Consider the following 15,692-nt stretch of genomic DNA (forward strand, 5'->3'; position numbering starts at 1 on the left):
TCTGATCACCCCGGCGATATCGCCCGGACCACCCGTCCGGTTCCAGCTCGACGATCTGTGCAGCGCCGTGTTGTCTGTCCGCAGACACGCTTCCCGCGATCGGTAATACTTTGTGCCCATTGCCACGATGTGGTGGCAAGGTTTTCGAAGTGGCCCGCGGTGATGGCCGACGCGCCCGAAAAACGAGTATCGAAACCCCCATTACCTATTACCGAACGGTAACCGTCAAACGGTTGAGTCCGCACCGAGATGGAGTGAAATCGTGTCATCCGTGACTGAAGCAGTGAATGCCCCCACGGCAAACCCCGCGACCAATACTGCGAACCTTTCCGACATCACCACGGAAGAGATTTTCGCGGGCCACCTGGGCGGCAAGCTCTCGGTCGAACTCACCGCGCCGCTGGAGACCCAGCGCGACCTCTCGATCGCTTACACCCCGGGTGTGGCGCAGGTCTGCCGTGGCATCCACGCCGACGAATCCCTCGCCAAGACCTACACCTGGGCCGAGCGCCTGGTCGTGGTCGTCTCGGACGGCACCGCGGTGCTGGGCCTGGGCGATATCGGCCCGCGCGCCTCGCTGCCGGTGATGGAGGGCAAGGCGGCCCTGTTCAAGAAGTTCGCCGGACTGGATTCCATTCCGATCGTGCTCGACACCAAAGATGTCGACAAGATCGTCGAAACGCTGATTCTGCTGCGTCCGAGCTTCGGCGCGGTCAATCTCGAGGACATCTCGGCCCCGCGCTGCTTCGAAATCGAGAAGCGCGTTATCGAGGCGCTGGATTGCCCCGTCATGCATGACGATCAGCACGGCACCGCCATTGTGGTGCTGGCCGCCCTCAAGGGCGCTGCCGCGGTGCAGGGTCGCGATATGTCCGCTCTCAAGGTGGTCGTGTCCGGTGCGGGCGCGGCCGGTGTGGCGTGCACCAATATCCTGCTGGCCGCCGGTGTCTCGGACATCGTGGTGCTCGACTCCAAGGGCATCGTGAGCCGGGACCGCGGCGACCTCAACGATGTGAAGGCCGAACTGGCCGAGCGCACCAACCCGCGCAATATCACCGGTGGTCCGGCCGAGGCGCTCGCCGGGTCCGATGTGTTCCTGGGGCTGTCCGCGGGCACCGTCGCCGAGGAGCTCATCGCCTCCATGGCGCCCGAGTCCATCGTGTTCGCCATGTCGAACCCGGATCCGGAGATCCACCCGGATGTGGCCGCCAAGTACGCCGCCATCGTGGCGACCGGTCGTTCGGACTTCCCGAACCAGATCAACAATGTGCTCGCGTTCCCGGGCGTCTTCAAGGGCGCGCTGGATGTGGGCGCGCGTCGCATCACCGAGGGTATGAAGGTGGCTGCCGCCGATGCCATCTTCGCGGTGGTCGCGGATGAGCTGGCCGTGGATCGGATTATCCCCAGCCCGCTGGATCCGCGCGTGGCCCCGGCCGTCGCCGCGGCCGTGGGTGCGGCCGCGCGTGCCGAGGGCGTCGCGTAGGCAGCAGCCGTAAACGATTCGGCCCCCGCACCTTTCCGGTGCGGGGGCCGAACTGTTAGACGGGGACGGCTTCTTTCACGGGTTGTTCGGTGGGGGATTCGGTCCAGCCGGGCGGGCCGAAGATGTAGGCGACGCGGCCCTTCCAGGTGCGGGCGGTGCGGACGTCGCGAACCAGGTTCATGAGTTCGGCGTAGTTCACCTTGATCGGATTGTCGGTGCCGATGTTCTTGGTGAGGCCGTAGGCGATGGGCTCGGACTCGGCCGCGAAACTGCCGAACAGACGATCCCAGATGATGAGGACGCCACCGTAATTCGTGTCCAGGTACGGCTGGTTGGAGCCGTGGTGCACGCGATGGTGCGCCGGGGTGTTGAACAGGAATTCGATCGGCCGCCACATGGTGCCGATGCGCTGGGTGTGGATCGGGAACTGGTACAGCAGGCCGATGGTCTGGAGCAGGAAGATCATCCACACCGGGAAGCCCAGGGCCGCGGCCGGAATCCAGCACATACCGCGCAGCTGCGCCGCGATCGGATGCGCCCACGGCAGCCGGATGGCGGTGGAGAGATTGAAGAACCGGCTGGAGTGATGCACGCTGTGCGAGGTCCACAGCAGCCGCACGCGGTGGTCGGCGCGATGCGCCCAGTAGTAGCAGAAATCCGTCACGATCAGGCCCAGCACCCACACCCACCAGTCACCCGGGGACAGGTGCAGCGGGGTGAAGTGTGCGACCAGCACCACCGTCGAGAACGGAATCAACTGGGCCACAAACGGTTTCACGAAGCGGCCGATGGTGTACGTGGCGATGTTGGAGGCGCGGTCCCGGCCGGACATGCCGTTCGCGGGGCGATCCGGATCGCGGCGGTCGGCAAACCATTCCACCAGCATGAGCAGCAGGAATGCCGGGACGGCGTATATGAACAGGTCTGGACTCATGGGGACTCCTGAACGGGAAGTTCCTGCTCGGCGGGCATATCTCGACGCTAATCAGCCCGGCGCGCCGAATCGTCGCGCCGACGGGGGATTTCACGTCCCCCACACGGGGGATCGGGGGTCTCGGGGGTACCGTCGCGCACAATGCCCGAGATGACGACGGAGGTGGTGCGCGGTGGATGTGAGCAGGTCGCTGGCGCGCCAGTCGCTGCTGGTGGCGGTGGTCGCGGCGGTGGTGGACAGCATGCAGCTGGTGGTGTGCGGTGCGTTCGGGGCCGCGCCCGGTATGGCGGCGCTGCTGGCGGTGGGGATCGTGATCGCGGATCTGGCGCTGGCGGCCCCACCGTCCACGGCGGCGTACGCGGCGTTCGCGCAGGTGCTGGTGAAACTGGGGATCGGGGCGTTCGTCCAGCATTACGCGTTGCACGCCCGGATACCCGATGTGGGGTTCCTGGTGGCGGGATATCGGGCGGGGGCGTGGCTGACCGGTGCGACCTCCTACCTGACGGTCGCCATGCTGGCGGGTGGTGCGGCGCTGGCGCATATCCTGGTGGGCGGCAATGACTCTCGGGATTGGAAGCTGCTCATCGTGACCATTGTCGCGGGGTATGTGCCGTGGCTGGTGGGACGCAATACGGTGGCGCGCGGGGCCTATATCGCCGAGTTGGAGCAGCGGGAGCGGTTGCGGGAGCAGGAGCAGCGGGCGGCGCTGGAGCGTGCGCTGTCCGAGGAGCGGGCCGCCATCGCCCGGGATCTGCACGATGTCATCTCCCATCATGTGAGCGCCATCGGAATTCATGCCGGGGTGGCGCGAATAGCGCTGTCCCGCACCGATTCCGACGGGGCTACCAAATCGCTGACGGCGGTCGAGTCGAGCAGCCGGTCGGCCATGGTGGATCTGCGGCGGCAATTGGATCTGCTGCACGGGCATGACGATGACGGACAGCGCCAGCCCGGACTCGCCGATATCGAGGATCTGCTGGAGCGGGTGCGCTCGGCGGGACTCGAAGTGCACGTGGAGATTTCGGGCGAGCCGCCGGTGCTGCCCGGCTCGCTGGACGTGATGCTGTACCGGGTGGTGCAGGAGATGCTCACCAACGCGCTGCGACACGGCCGCGCGCCCGCGCGACTGGAGATCGGCTATCGGCCGACGCGGGTGGAGGTTCGCGAGACCAATCCCATCGCCACGGTGCCGCAGGTTCCCGAGGGGGTGCGCCGGGGTCTGGACGGTATCCGGCGGCGTGTCGAATTGTTCGGCGGCACCGTGGTATCGGGGCCGGATCGCACCGGAAGTCGTTGGGACATCGTGGTTTCGGTACCGATTGGAGCGGCATGAGCGTAAGGGTGCTGATCGCGGACGATCACACCATGTTCCGGTCCGGGCTGCGGGCCGTGGTGGACGCGCAGGATGATCTGGAATGTGTGGCCGAGGTGGCGGACGGTCGCGCCGCGATCGAGGCGGCGGCTCGGCTGCGGCCGGAGGTGGCGATCCTCGATGTGCGCATGCCGAAACTCGACGGCCTGGCCGCCACGGAAGCCATTGTGGCGGCGGGCGGTACGCGTGTGCTGGTGCTCACCACCTATGACAGCGAAGCCAGCCTGTCCCGCGCCCTGGCCGCCGGAGCCAGCGGCTTCCTGCTGAAGAGCCTCCCACCCGAGGACCTGGTGGCGGCCATTCGCGTGGCGGTGCGCGGTGACGCGGTCATCGACCCCTCCATGACCCGCAGGCTCGCAACGCGTTTCGCCACCGAACTGGCCCCGCCCGCCGAACCCCCGGAACTCGCCCAGCTCACCGCCCGCGAACGCGAAGTGCTGCTCCTGGTGGCCGACGCCCGCAGCAACTACGAGATCGCCGCCGAACTGGGCGTGGGCGAGGAGACCGTCAAGACCCACGTCTCCCGCGTCCTCGCCAAACTCGGTGTCCGCGACCGCATTCACGCGGTGGTCTACGCCTACCGCAACGGCTTGGTGCGCGGCTGACACGAAACCGGCGGACACCGTGGAAGTCGGTGTCCGCCGGTCGGTGCCGTCGGCGTCGTGTCGCGAGGGCAGTCGCGGCATATGCGCCGGACCGGCGAGGGATGGTCCGGCGGGCGGCGCTGACGGGTCGTGGATTATTTGTGGCAGTTGGCGCGGTAGTCGCGTACGGCCTGGCGGGCGTCCTTGATGGCCTGGGCGTCCTGGGGGTGCGAGGAGGCGTACGCCTTCATTTCGGCGCGGCGCTGATCCTTGGGCAGGGTCTTGATCTTGGCGAATTCGGCGGCCGCGTCCGGATGGCTCGAAAGGTACGCCTGCACTTTGCCTTTCGCGTCGGCGCGGGCCGCGCTCAATGCCGCCGGGCTGCAATCGGGGCCGTCGGCCGAGGCCACGCCCGGCACCGCCAGCGCGATGGCGGCGAATCCGGCCGCACCGGCGACGACGGCGGCAATGCTGCGCTTCATACTCACTCCTACCTGAGGGGATCGGTCCCCACCGAATCTGCCCCCGGCACCTGAGGATCCCCTGAATCCCGGCCCCATCTTCAGCCGATCTTCAGCTCCACCCGCCAACGGCCCATAGCCCGCTGGGCTCAGTCGCGGGGGAGACGGAGCAGGAAGACCGCACCGGAGCGGTCGGGAGGGGGCGGTTCGCAGGTCAGGTCGCCGCCGTGGGCGCGGGCCAGGCCGCGGGCGATGGGCAGGCCGAGGCCGGAGCCGTCGGTGCGGTGGTCGCGGGCGGCGTCGAGGCGGACCAGGCGATCGAAGACGCGTTCGCGGTCGGCCGCGGGAATGCCGGGGCCGGTGTCGATCACAGCCAGTTCGGCGAATTCGCCTGTGGCGCACAGGCGAATCCGCACGGTGGGGAGGTACTGCCGATCGGTCGGTCCCGTTGCGTCGTTCATGGCCTGGCAGGCGTTGTTCAGCAGGTTCGCCAGGATCTGGGTGATGCGTTCGGGGTCGGCCGTCACCGTCACCGGATCGCCGTCGAGGCGGAAGGTTGTGTCCGGGTGCAGGATTCGCATGCGATCGAGTTGGGTCGCGGCCAGGGTGTGCAGATCGGTGGGTACACGGTGGAGTTGCAGTCCGGCGTCGATGCGCGCCAGATCGAGCAGATCGTCGATGAGGCGGCCCGCGCGGACGGCTTCGCGCACCAGGAGCAGGTGCATGCGCTGCAGGTCTTCCGGATCGGCGTCGGCCGGATGCTGGATGACCGCTTCGGCGAGGGCGCGGATGCCGGAGACGGGCGTGCGGAGTTCATGGGCGGCATCGCCGACGAAGGTGCGAATGCGCTGTTCGGAGGCCCGGGCGCGAGCTTCGGCGGCGGTGGTGGCGTGCAGCGCGCCTTCGAGGGTGTCCAGCATTTCGTCGAAAGCCGCTGCGGTGCGCCCCAATTCGGTATCGGTGCGGGACGGGTTCAGGCGTCGGCCGAATTGGCCGCGGGCGATTTCGCGGGCGAGCCGGGTCATGGCGTCCAGTGGTGCGAGGGCGCGTGGCACGCCGAACCAGAGCCCGGCGGCGATGACGGCGATGGCCCCCGCCGTGGCCAGGCTCAGCAGGATGCCGAGGCGGTCCTGTACGCGGGACAGCAGCGGGGTGTCGATTTGCAGGGTGAGGCGGCCGCCGTCCAACTGCCCGCCGGTGAGTTTGACGATGCGCGTTTTCACCGCGCTGTCCTCGGCGTTCTTGCGAGTGAGGCTGCCGAATCCGCGCCCGTCGGGCAGCACCAGCCGCGCCCGCACCGACCGGGTGTCCACCCGCGCGATCAGATCGTCGGGCGAAACCCCTTCCTGTGCCAACTGTTTCGCCAACTGCACGCGATCGGTGAGCACCGTGTTCTCGCTGCGATTCACCACCAGCCCGAACAGTGCGTGCACCGTGAACGCCACCGCCACCAGCACCACGCCGGAAACGATTGCGGTGGTGAGGGTTACCCGCCTGCGCAGCGATACCGTGCGCACCTATTCGCCCACCCGCAGCGTGTACCCGAGCCCGCGCACGGTGTGCAGCAGCCGATCCCCGTGTTCCTCGAGTTTGCGGCGTACCGCGCTCACATTCACCTCGACCAGATTGGGGTCGTAATTGTCGTAACCCCATACGGCCGTGAGGATCTGGGTCTTGGTCACCACCCGATCGCGATTCCCGGCCAGGTAGGTGAGCAGTTTGAATTCGGTCGCCGTGAGCGCCACCGGAATGTCCGCGCGCCGCACGCTGCCGGAGTCGACGTCGACGACGAGATCCCCCACGGTGATCCGGGTCCGCGCCCGCCCCATGCGCCGCAGCAGCGCGTCCACCCGCGCCACCACCTCGGCCAGCTCGAACGGTTTCACCACGTAGTCGTCCGATCCGGCGCGCAGTCCGCGCACCCGATCCTCGACGCCGTCGCGCGCGGTCAGCATGAGCACCCCGGACGCCGATCGCGCCCGCACCACTTCCAGCAGCGCGAATCCGTCCCGCCCGGGCAGCATCACATCGAGCACGACCATATCGGGCCGGAACTGCGCCAGATCCTGTTCCAGCAGCGCTCCGTCCGCTCGCCCGAGCACGTCATGCCCGGCGGCGCGCAGTCCCGCCGCGACGGCAGTGCGAATGGCTTCGGCGTCCTCGACCACAAGAATTCGTCCCGGTTGCACGGGCACATTCTCCGGCCGCTCCCTGTGAATCAGCTGGCGATGGCGATCGAGGGGGTACTCATGGCGGGATTCCACGGGATTCCACCGCCGTGCGCACCCCCTCCGCGCACTAGTGCGGGATGGAGACCGCGGCCACGAATTCGGCGAGCTGCTTATCGGTGACGTTCTTGGCGAGGTCGGATTCGCAGATCATGCCGATGAGGCGTTTGCCGTTGGCGACGTCGATGACGGGGAGGCGCTTGATCTGATTCTGTTCCATCATGTCGAGCACCGCGGAGACGTCGGTGTCGGCGTCGACCCAGCGGGGTGTGCCCTGGGCGAGGTCGCCGGCGCGGACCCGGGAGGGGTCGTGGCCCTCGGCAATGCAGCGGACGACGATGTCACGATCGGTGAGCATGCCGATCAAGCGGTCGTTATTGCAGATGGGGAGTGCGCCGACATCCATATTGCGCATCATTTGCGCGGCGCGGTCGAGGGTTTCGTCCGCCGGAATGCATTCCGCCGTGCGGTGCATGATGTCGCGGGCTTTCATGGCTTTCACGCAGACCTCCTGAAGAGTGGATGGTGCTTCGGGCCATCTGCCATCGTGTCCCAAGTCACACCGGAGGTCAATGCGCGACCGGTCAGCTGATCGGTTGTGCGGCCGCCGCGACGGGCGGTGGCGTGCGACGCAATCGGCCGGTGCCGGGAGCCGACAGCCACACCGCGAAGGCCAGCACCGCGTCCAGGGCCAGCGCGAGCGCCGCCACCAGAATCGCGCCGACGAGTACGCGATCGTATTTGTAGAGCCCGATGCCGTCGAAGATGTGGCGGCCCAGTCCGCCCAGGTTCACATAGGCGGCGATGGTGGCGGTCGCGACCACCTGCAGGGTGGCCGCGCGCAGCCCGGTGAGCAGGACCGGCAGCGCGTTGGGGAGCTCCACCCGGAACAGCACCTGGCGTTCGGTCATGCCCATGGCCCGTGAGGCGTCGACCACGACCGGATCGACATTCGCGATTCCGGCGTAGGTGCCCGCCAGCAGCGGCGGTATGCCGACGGTGAGCAGTGCGAGAATCGGCGGGAACAGTCCGAGACCGAGCAGCAGCACCACGAAGGTGAGCAGGCCCAGGGTGGGCAGGGCGCGCATGGCATTGGCGAAGCCGACGATCAGCGCCGATCCGCGCCGGGTGTGCCCGACCACCAGCCCGATGGGCAGTGCGACGGCCACCGACAGGCCGACCGCGAGCAGGCTGTACCAGAGGTGTTCGGCGATGCGCTTACCGATGCCGGTGGGACCGGACCAGTTCGAGCCGGTGCTCAGGTAATGCCAGGCGTCGAGGAAAAGGTTCATGCCGCAATGCCTTTCGCGCGGCGGATGCGTCCGCCGGTGCGCAGCCACGGGGTGGCGAGTCGGCCGAGCACATACAGCAGTCGATCCATGACCAGCGCCAGCACCAGCACCACGATGATGCCCGCGACGATCTCATCGGGATAGTCGCGCTGATAGCCCTGGGTGAAGAGTTTGCCGAGTCCGCCGACGCCGATCAGCGCGCCGACGGTCACCATGGAGATATTGGTGACCGCGACCACGCGCAGGTTGGCCACGAAAACCGGTAGGGCGAGCGGGAAGTCGACGGTGAGGGTGCGGCGCAGCCGGGTGTAGCCGATGGCGTCGGCGGCGTCGAGGACTTCGGCGGGCACCGAATCCAGGGCGGCGGGCACCGCGGTCACCAGCAGTGCGACCGAGTAGATGGTCAGTGCGATAACCACATTCAGCGGATCGATGACCGAGATGCCGATCAGCGGCGGCAGGATCACGAACAGCGCCAGCGACGGAATCGTGTAGGCGATGCCCGCCGCGGTGGTGGTGACGCGGCGCAGCCAGCGCGCCCGGTGCGCGAGCGCCCCGGCCGGTATCGCGATGAGCAGTCCGATGAGCAGCGGGAGCAGCGCCAAATACAGGTGGGTGCGGGCGAATCCGGCGATCTCCGCGAAATTGTCGAGGAGATACCTCACTTGGCCGCCTCCTCCTCGAAGAAGGCGCGATTGCGTTCGGCGTCTTCGGCGGCGCGCTGGTTCGAGAGTTGTTCCAGCACATCCGCGGCCAGGATGGCACCGCGCACCGCGCCGGAATTCTGCACCGCCACACCGATTTCCGAGGGTGATGAGATGGCGGCGTCCAGCGCCTGGCGCAGATCGCCGTCCGGCGGGTAGAGCGAACCGCCCGCTGCCATATTGTGCTCGAGCGGCTGTCCGGCGCGCACGGCCTCGACGCCGGTGGTGTCGATCCAGCCGAGCGGACGCCGTTCGGGATCGATGACGAGCCGCCATTCGCCCTTGCTCAGGCGCACCCCGGTGACTTCCTCGGGGGTGATGGTGGCGAGTTCGCGCAGCGGTACGGCGGCGGCGCTGCGGAACGACAGTTCCCGATAGCCGCGATCGCGCCCGACGAAGCCGGCGACGAAATCCGTTGCGGGCTGCGAGAGTACGCGCTGCGGTTCGTCGTACTGCTGTAGTCGCCCGCCCGCGCCGAAGACGGCGACGCGGTCACCGAGCCGGATGGCCTCGTCGATATCGTGCGTGACGAAGACGATGGTCTTGTGCAGTTCGGCCTGCAGTCGCCGCATCTCGGCCTGGAGCTCGGTGCGCACGACCGGGTCGACGGCGCTGAACGGTTCGTCCATCAGCAGAATGGGCGGATCGGCCGCCAGTGCCCGGGCCACGCCGACGCGCTGCTGCTGACCGCCGGACAGCTGTGCCGGATAGCGTTGCGCCAGTTCCCGATCCAGGCCGACCCGGTCCAGTACCTCGAGCGCCGCCTTGCGGGCCGCGCGGCGGGAAGCGCCGCGCAGTACCGGGACGGTGGCCACATTGTCGAGCACGGTGCGGTGCGGTAGCAGTCCGGCGTTCTGGATGACGTATCCGATGCCGAGCCGCAGCTGTACCGGGTTGATCGTCGAAACATCCTGTCCGGCAACGGTTATGGTGCCGGTGGTGGGACTGATCATGCGGTTGATCATCCGCATGGCGGTGGTCTTGCCGCCGCCGGAGGGACCGACGAATACGGTGAACGACCCCGATTCGATGCGCAGGTCGAAATCGTGGACGGCCACTGTCCCGCCCGGGTAGGTCTTGCTGACCCCGCTGAATTCGATGTCGGACACCGTATTTCCCCTATCAGCCGATCGGCTTGTTCAGCCCCTGCGCCTGCACCCACGCCTTGGCGGCCGCGGCGGGTTCGGTTTTGGCGCTGCCGGAGACCGCGGTATTGAGCCCGATCAGTTCGGCGGTGGTGAGTTTGGCCGAGACGGCATCGAGGACGGCGATCAGCTTGTCGCTCTTCTTGGCGGTGTTGAACAGCGGCACCACGTTCTGTGCGGCGAAGTTGTGCAGCGGATCGGCAAGTACCACCAGGTTATTGGCGGCGATGGACGGCGAGGTGGTGAAGATGTCGGCGGCGGTCACCTGACCGTCGGTGAGTGCGCGCACCGTGGCCGGGCCGCCGCCGTCGGCGATGGCCTGGAACTTGGCGGGCGCGATATCGAGGTTGTAGACCTTCTTCAGGCCGGGGAGACCGCCTGGGCGCTCGGCGAATTCGGCGGGCGCGGCGAAGCTGACCTCGGACGAATGCGGGGCGAGATCGCCGATGGACTTGAGATTCCAGCGTTCGGCGGTGGCGCCGGTGACCACGACGGCGTCGGAATCCTCACCGGGAGCGGGGGTTGCGATACCGAGCTCGGTGCCGAGCGCCTTGGTGAGCGCGGTGTTCACATCGGCGGGCGCGGTGGCCGTGGACGATTTGTCCAGGTACTGCAGCAGATTGCCGGTGTAGTCGGGGATCAGGCTGATCGCGCATTCGCGCAGCGCGGGCACGTACGCCTCGCGGCTGCCGATATTCAGCTTGGTGGTGATCTGGAAACCGTTGGCGCGCAATGCTTCCGCATACACGTCCGCGACGGTTTCGGATTCCGGGAAGTTGGCCGAGCCGACGGTGAGGGTATCGGTGCCGCCCCCGCAGTCGCTCTTGCCGCCGAGTGGATTGGAGTCGCCGCCGCAGGCGGAGGCGGCCATGGCCGCTGCGAGCGCGACGGCCGCGGCGAGGATACGTAGCACGGTGCGGGCTGTGCGCCTGCCGCCGGCGCGCGTGGAGATTAGCGAATGCACTGTTGTCCTTCCGAGCGAGGCCATTCGGATTCCCCGTGCGGATCGCGTCGGGGGAACCAACCTGAGTGTTCATACTGCCCGGTTTGCCGCGCGAACGTTGCCTACCTCGGGTTGGTTTCTTCGTGTGCCGCGGCACGATTTCCGATATCGGCTGGTGAGACACGCTCGGGGCCACCCGATCCGGAGTTCGCGCCCGGCGCGCGGCAGACTGTTGCGAATGTTCGGCAGAACGGATTCCCGCGCCCCCCGGCGAGCCCTGCTGTCCACCGCGCTGGCGGTCACGGTGGCACTGGCAACCCTCGCGTGCGGTACCGACGACGCGCCCGCGCTGACCATCGGCGCGGGTGATTCGGCGCAGTCGGGTCTGCTCGCCGAGATCTATGCGAACGCACTCGGGCGCACCGGCGCGCGCACCGCCGTGCACCGTGGTCTGGGCGCGCGTCCGGGTCAGCTCGCCGCGCTCGACGCGGGCACCGTCGTAGCGGTCGCCGATGTGACCGGTGATCTGCTCACCGCGCTCGATTCCACCTCGACGGCGAACAAGCCCGACGATGTGGTCAAGGCGCTCAATGCCGCTCTGCCCGAAGGGCTCACGGTCGGCGATCCGGCCGACGGCACCGATCTGCGCCCGGTCGTCGTGGCCGATACCACCCGCACCGAGGTCTACCCGTCGTCGCTGAAGGAGCTCGCCCCGCGCTGTCCCGAGCTGACCGTCGGCATCGCCACGGGCCCCGCGCTGGATCCGATGCGCGCGCCGCTGGATCCGCAGCGCGATGTGCTCGCTCCCCTGGAAGCGGTCTACGGCTGCGCCCTCGCGCATCCGGTCACCTTCCCCACCGCCGAGGACGCTCGAAAAGCCCTGTCCAGCGGTGAAATCCAGCTGGCGGTGCTGTCCGGCCCGCCGTCCTACCTCCCCGGCGGCGGTGCGGACCTGACCGCGCTGGCCGACCCGGCCTACGCCTTCCCCTCCGCCATGGTGGTCCCGGTGATCCGTAAGGCCGCCTTGACATCGACCCAGCTCCGCAAACTCAACTATGTCGCAGGCGAACTCACCACCGTCGACCTCGCCGATATGCTCCGCCGGATCCGCGATAACGGCGCGGTCCCCGCGGACCTGGCCCGCACCTGGCTGGACGCGCACGCGCTCTGAATCCGGATCGGGCCGCCGAATCCGCCGCAGGTATCGCCGATTGTGATGTGAGTTGCGGTTCCGTTCCCGGAAAGCTCGCTTACCGTTGAGTTTCGGGGACGATTCCAACTAGGCGGATTTGGATTCGATGGTCGATTTGGATTCTTGGCCGTGGCCGGAGAACACGTTGCTGGCGCGGTTGAGTCCGCGCTCGCGGCGGGAGCTGCTCGGGCTGGGGCATGAGCGGTACTGCAAACCGGGGACATTGCTGATGCGGCAGGGGGATCCGGGGAACATCGTGTACGTGCTGCGCTCGCACGATACGAGCGTATCGGCGTGCGTGAAGATCACCGCGGACGCCGGGACGCTGTTCGCCATTCGGGTGAGCGGCGATGTGATCGGGGAATTGGGCGCGCTGACACCGAATTCGGTGCGCTCGGCCACCGCGACCGTCTGCACGGCGACGATCGCGCACTGCATTCCGGGCAATATGTTCCTGTCGTTTCTCAACGAGCATCCGGACGGCTGGCAGACGCTGTGCCGCACGCTGGCCGATCGGCTGGCGTGGTCGGATCAGCGGCGGCTGGATTTCGGCGGCTGGCCGGTGCGGCGCTGTCTGGCCCGGCTACTGGTGGAATTCGCCGAATCCTACGGCCGCCCCAGCGAATCCGGTGTGGAGATCACCGTGCGGCTCTCCTATGAGGAGCTCGGGAATCTCATCGGCGCGGGGGAGGACGCGGTCGGGCTGGCGATGAAGCGAATGCAGCTGAAGGGTCTGGTCTGCCTGCGCAACAGGCATGTCGTGGTGCGTGATCTCGAAGGTTTGCGGAACTACGCGGAGCTGGAGTGAAAATTCTCTGAAATCTACTCCGCGGCCGGATTTTTCAGGCGCGGGGCGGGTTCGTCCGGTGGCACTCTCGTGGCCTGGTGATACACGAGATATGGGAGGGCACCGATGTCGACACTGGAACCCGAATACGACTGGAATCCCGCCGAACGGCTGTTTCTGACCCTGAGCCGCGCGCACAGCCCGCTCGCGGCGGCGCTCATGGCGACCGCGGTCACCGGCTACTGGCCCGAAACAGCCTCGCGCGCAATCGATACCCGGGTCATCGCGCCCGTGACCGAGCTGGCCGTCACTCGAGCAGGGCGGCGGCGAGCGTGGAGTTGAGCGCCAGCGCGGGCAGTGATTCGACCAGCAGGTCGATCAGCGCCTCGCGGGTGATGGGGGCCTCGCGGAGCCAGGTCAGGGTGGTTTCCTCGACGAAGGCGATCCAGCCGCGGACCGCCAGGGTCAGGCGCGGCATATCCGAATCCTCCACGGGGATGGGGGATTCGGCGAGGATGCGCTCGACCTGGGCGAGGCGGTGCGCGTTCACCATGGCGACCAGTTCCGGGCTGGCGCTGATGGGTCCGCGCAACAGGGCCTGGTAGGGGGTGCGGTTCTCCTCCACGTACGCGACATAGCGTTCGACCGAATCGCGCAGCATCTCCGCCAGCGGCAGCGCGGGATTGGGGGTGGTGCGTTCCAGCAGTTCCGCGTTGGCGTAGGCGATGATCGCCAGGTGGAAATCGCCCAGGGTGGGGAAGTAGTGGAACAGCAGGCCGCGCGAGATGCCGGCCTGTTCGGCGATCTCGCTGACCGACACCTCCTCCAGGGACCGTTCGCGCAGCATGTTCGCGCCCAGGGTGATGAGTTGCAGGCGTCGATCGTCGGGGCTGAGCCGGGTGCGTTTGGCACCCGCGTCCGGCTTGCTCACCTTGGCTCCTCGGGTCATGGCGAAATCTTACTGAACGTGAGTCAATACTATTGACTCCTACTCAATAAGACCCTACGCTGATGTACATGAGTCGCAAGGTTACAGACAAAGCTGTCGACAACCGGGCCGCCCGGCATTCCCACATCATCATCGTGGGCAGCGGGTTTTCCGGCCTGGGCCTGGCCATTCGGCTGAGTCAGCAGGGTCGCACCGACTATCTCGTGCTCGAGCGCGGCAATGATGTCGGCGGCACCTGGCGCGACAACACCTACCCGGGCGCGGCCTGCGATGTGCCCTCGCACCTGTACTCGTACTCCTTCGCGCTGAACCCGGACTGGTCCCGCTCGTTCTCCAAGCAGCCGGAGATCCAGGGCTACATCAAGTCCGTCGCCGATAAGTACGACGTGCGCGACAAGCACCTGTTCAACTGCGATATGACCGGCGCGCAGTGGAACAATGACACCGCCCGCTGGGAGATCCAGACCTCGCAGGGCGATTTCACCGCCGATATCCTGGTCTCCGCCGTCGGCGCGCTGTGCGAGCCGAACCTGCCGGATATCAAGGGCATCAACGACTTCCAGGGCGAGATCTTCCACTCCGCGCGCTGGGATCACAATGCCGATCTGACCGGTAAGCGCGTCGCCGTCATCGGCACCGGCGCCTCCGCCATCCAGATCGTGCCGTCGATCGCCAAGCAGGTCGCGCACCTGGACCTGTACCAGCGCACCGCCCCGTGGCTGCTGCCGCGCGCGGACCGGCCCTACCTGCTGCCGGAAAAGCTTGCCTTCAAATACATTCCGGGCGCGCAGGCGCTGTCCCGCGCCGCCATCTACGCCGCGCGCGAGACCCAGGTGGTCGGCCTGGCCAAGTTCCCGCCCGCCATGAAGATCCTGGAGACCGTGGCGCGCGCCAAGCTGCGCATCGAGGTCAAGGATCCGGAGCTGCGCAAGAAGGTCACGCCGAACTTCCGCATCGGCTGCAAGCGCATGCTCATCTCGAACGAGTACTACCCGGCGCTGGGCCGCGACAATGTCGACGTCGTCACCGACGGCATCCAGGAGATCCGCTCCGGGTCGGTCGTCACCAAGGACGGCGTGGAGCGCGAAGTGGACGCCATCGTGGTGGCCACCGGCTTCCACGTCACCGATTCCCCTGCCTACGACACCATTTCGGGTCGCGACGGCCGCACCCTGGCCGAGGTCTTCGAGAGCATCGGGCAGCAGGGCTACAAGGGTTCGGCGATCCACAACTACCCGAATATGTTCTTCATGCTCGGCCCGAACGTCGGCCTCGGCCACACCTCGATGGTGTTCATGATCGAATCGCAGATCAACTACATCGCCGACGCCGTGGCCACCATCGACCGCCTGGGTGTGCGCACCATCGAAGTGCGCAAGGATGTGCAGGACGAATACAACGCCGAACTGCAGCAGAAGCTGAGCGGCGCGGTCTGGAGCACCGGCGGCTGCGCCTCCTGGTACATGGACAAGCACGGCAACAACACCACGCTCTGGCCGGACTTCACCTTCCGCTTCCGGAGCCTGCTCCAGAAGTTCGACGTATCGGCCTATGAGACTTCAACTTCCGCCCGGACCGCCGCCTAACCTCCGGCAGCGCCCGAACAACCGAAAGTGGT

17 protein-coding genes are annotated in these 15,692 nt (G+C 67.3%); 7 read left to right on the top strand and 10 right to left on the bottom strand.

What is annotated here, in order from left to right; translation table 11 throughout:
* Window positions 1–262 precede the first annotated feature (262 nt).
* Window positions 263–1,483 carry an NADP-dependent malic enzyme gene (locus tag ACFC0O_RS34805; protein WP_375965614.1) on the top strand — a complete coding sequence of 407 codons (1,221 nt, stop codon included), beginning with the start codon at window positions 263–265 and terminating at the stop codon, window positions 1,481–1,483.
* Between the two features lie 55 nt (window positions 1,484–1,538).
* Here ACFC0O_RS34805 and ACFC0O_RS34810 read toward each other — a convergent pair whose 3' ends face one another.
* Complete coding sequence (locus ACFC0O_RS34810) at window positions 1,539–2,417, bottom strand: sterol desaturase family protein (RefSeq protein WP_375965617.1); 879 nt, start codon at window positions 2,415–2,417, stop codon at window positions 1,539–1,541.
* Between the two features lie 172 nt (window positions 2,418–2,589).
* Between ACFC0O_RS34810 and ACFC0O_RS34815 the strand changes: the two genes are divergently transcribed.
* Window positions 2,590–3,750, top strand: coding sequence for a sensor histidine kinase (locus tag ACFC0O_RS34815; protein ID WP_375965619.1), 1,161 nt, complete (start codon window positions 2,590–2,592; stop codon window positions 3,748–3,750).
* Window positions 3,747–4,394 carry a response regulator transcription factor gene (locus ACFC0O_RS34820; protein WP_364639927.1) on the top strand — a complete coding sequence of 216 codons (648 nt, stop codon included), beginning with the start codon at window positions 3,747–3,749 and terminating at the stop codon, window positions 4,392–4,394. Before ACFC0O_RS34815 ends, ACFC0O_RS34820 begins: the two co-directional genes overlap by 4 nt.
* 134 nt (window positions 4,395–4,528) lie before the next feature.
* Here ACFC0O_RS34820 and ACFC0O_RS34825 read toward each other — a convergent pair whose 3' ends face one another.
* The 8 genes from ACFC0O_RS34825 to ACFC0O_RS34860 form a co-directional block, all read right to left on the bottom strand.
* On the bottom strand, window positions 4,529–4,855 hold the full coding sequence (locus ACFC0O_RS34825) for a hemophore-related protein (RefSeq protein WP_375965623.1): 327 nt from the start codon (window positions 4,853–4,855) through the stop codon (window positions 4,529–4,531).
* 128 nt (window positions 4,856–4,983) lie between these two features.
* The gene (locus tag ACFC0O_RS34830) at window positions 4,984–6,351 is read right to left on the bottom strand and encodes an ATP-binding protein (protein WP_375965626.1); all 1,368 of its coding nucleotides are present in this window, start codon (window positions 6,349–6,351) and stop codon (window positions 4,984–4,986) included.
* Window positions 6,352–7,023, bottom strand: a complete 672-nt coding sequence (locus tag ACFC0O_RS34835; protein WP_375965629.1) for a response regulator transcription factor — start codon at window positions 7,021–7,023, stop codon at window positions 6,352–6,354.
* Window positions 7,024–7,132: 109 nt separating this feature from the next.
* A complete protein-coding gene (locus ACFC0O_RS34840; protein WP_364640497.1) occupies window positions 7,133–7,555 on the bottom strand; it encodes a CBS domain-containing protein in 423 nt (140 codons plus the stop codon).
* Between the two features lie 91 nt (window positions 7,556–7,646).
* Window positions 7,647–8,354, bottom strand: coding sequence for an ABC transporter permease (locus tag ACFC0O_RS34845; protein ID WP_375965631.1), 708 nt, complete (start codon window positions 8,352–8,354; stop codon window positions 7,647–7,649).
* Window positions 8,351–9,019, bottom strand: a complete 669-nt coding sequence (locus tag ACFC0O_RS34850; RefSeq protein WP_375965633.1) for an ABC transporter permease — start codon at window positions 9,017–9,019, stop codon at window positions 8,351–8,353. The genes ACFC0O_RS34845 and ACFC0O_RS34850 overlap by 4 nt, the downstream gene beginning before the upstream one ends.
* Complete coding sequence (locus ACFC0O_RS34855) at window positions 9,016–10,167, bottom strand: ABC transporter ATP-binding protein (protein ID WP_375965636.1); 1,152 nt, start codon at window positions 10,165–10,167, stop codon at window positions 9,016–9,018. The genes ACFC0O_RS34850 and ACFC0O_RS34855 overlap by 4 nt, the downstream gene beginning before the upstream one ends.
* 13 nt (window positions 10,168–10,180) lie before the next feature.
* Window positions 10,181–11,074 (bottom strand): ABC transporter substrate-binding protein, encoded by an 894-nt coding sequence (locus tag ACFC0O_RS34860; protein WP_375966433.1) that lies wholly within the window; start codon window positions 11,072–11,074, stop codon window positions 10,181–10,183.
* Window positions 11,075–11,384: 310 nt separating this feature from the next.
* On the opposite strand from ACFC0O_RS34860, the gene ACFC0O_RS34865 reads away from it, so the two are divergent.
* From ACFC0O_RS34865 to ACFC0O_RS34875, 3 genes are all read left to right on the top strand, one after another.
* Window positions 11,385–12,317, top strand: a complete 933-nt coding sequence (locus tag ACFC0O_RS34865; RefSeq protein WP_375965639.1) for a glycine betaine ABC transporter substrate-binding protein — start codon at window positions 11,385–11,387, stop codon at window positions 12,315–12,317.
* A 127-nt stretch (window positions 12,318–12,444) separates the two neighbouring features.
* On the top strand, window positions 12,445–13,146 hold the full coding sequence (locus ACFC0O_RS34870) for a Crp/Fnr family transcriptional regulator (RefSeq protein WP_375965643.1): 702 nt from the start codon (window positions 12,445–12,447) through the stop codon (window positions 13,144–13,146).
* Window positions 13,147–13,251: 105 nt separating this feature from the next.
* The gene (locus ACFC0O_RS34875; protein ID WP_364639900.1) at window positions 13,252–13,467 is read left to right on the top strand and encodes a hypothetical protein; all 216 of its coding nucleotides are present in this window, start codon (window positions 13,252–13,254) and stop codon (window positions 13,465–13,467) included.
* Here ACFC0O_RS34875 and ACFC0O_RS34880 read toward each other — a convergent pair.
* Entirely contained in the window at window positions 13,433–14,074 is a 642-nt protein-coding gene (locus tag ACFC0O_RS34880; RefSeq protein WP_364639897.1) for a TetR/AcrR family transcriptional regulator, read from the bottom strand. The genes ACFC0O_RS34875 and ACFC0O_RS34880 overlap by 35 nt on opposite strands.
* A 68-nt stretch (window positions 14,075–14,142) precedes the next feature.
* Here ACFC0O_RS34880 and ACFC0O_RS34885 point away from each other — a divergent pair, with 68 nt between their 5' ends.
* Complete coding sequence (locus ACFC0O_RS34885) at window positions 14,143–15,660, top strand: flavin-containing monooxygenase (protein WP_375965649.1); 1,518 nt, start codon at window positions 14,143–14,145, stop codon at window positions 15,658–15,660.
* Window positions 15,661–15,692: the final 32 nt, after the last annotated feature.

The organism is Nocardia sp. NPDC056100, assembly GCF_042266325.1.
Lineage (GTDB): Bacteria > Actinomycetota > Actinomycetes > Mycobacteriales > Mycobacteriaceae > Nocardia.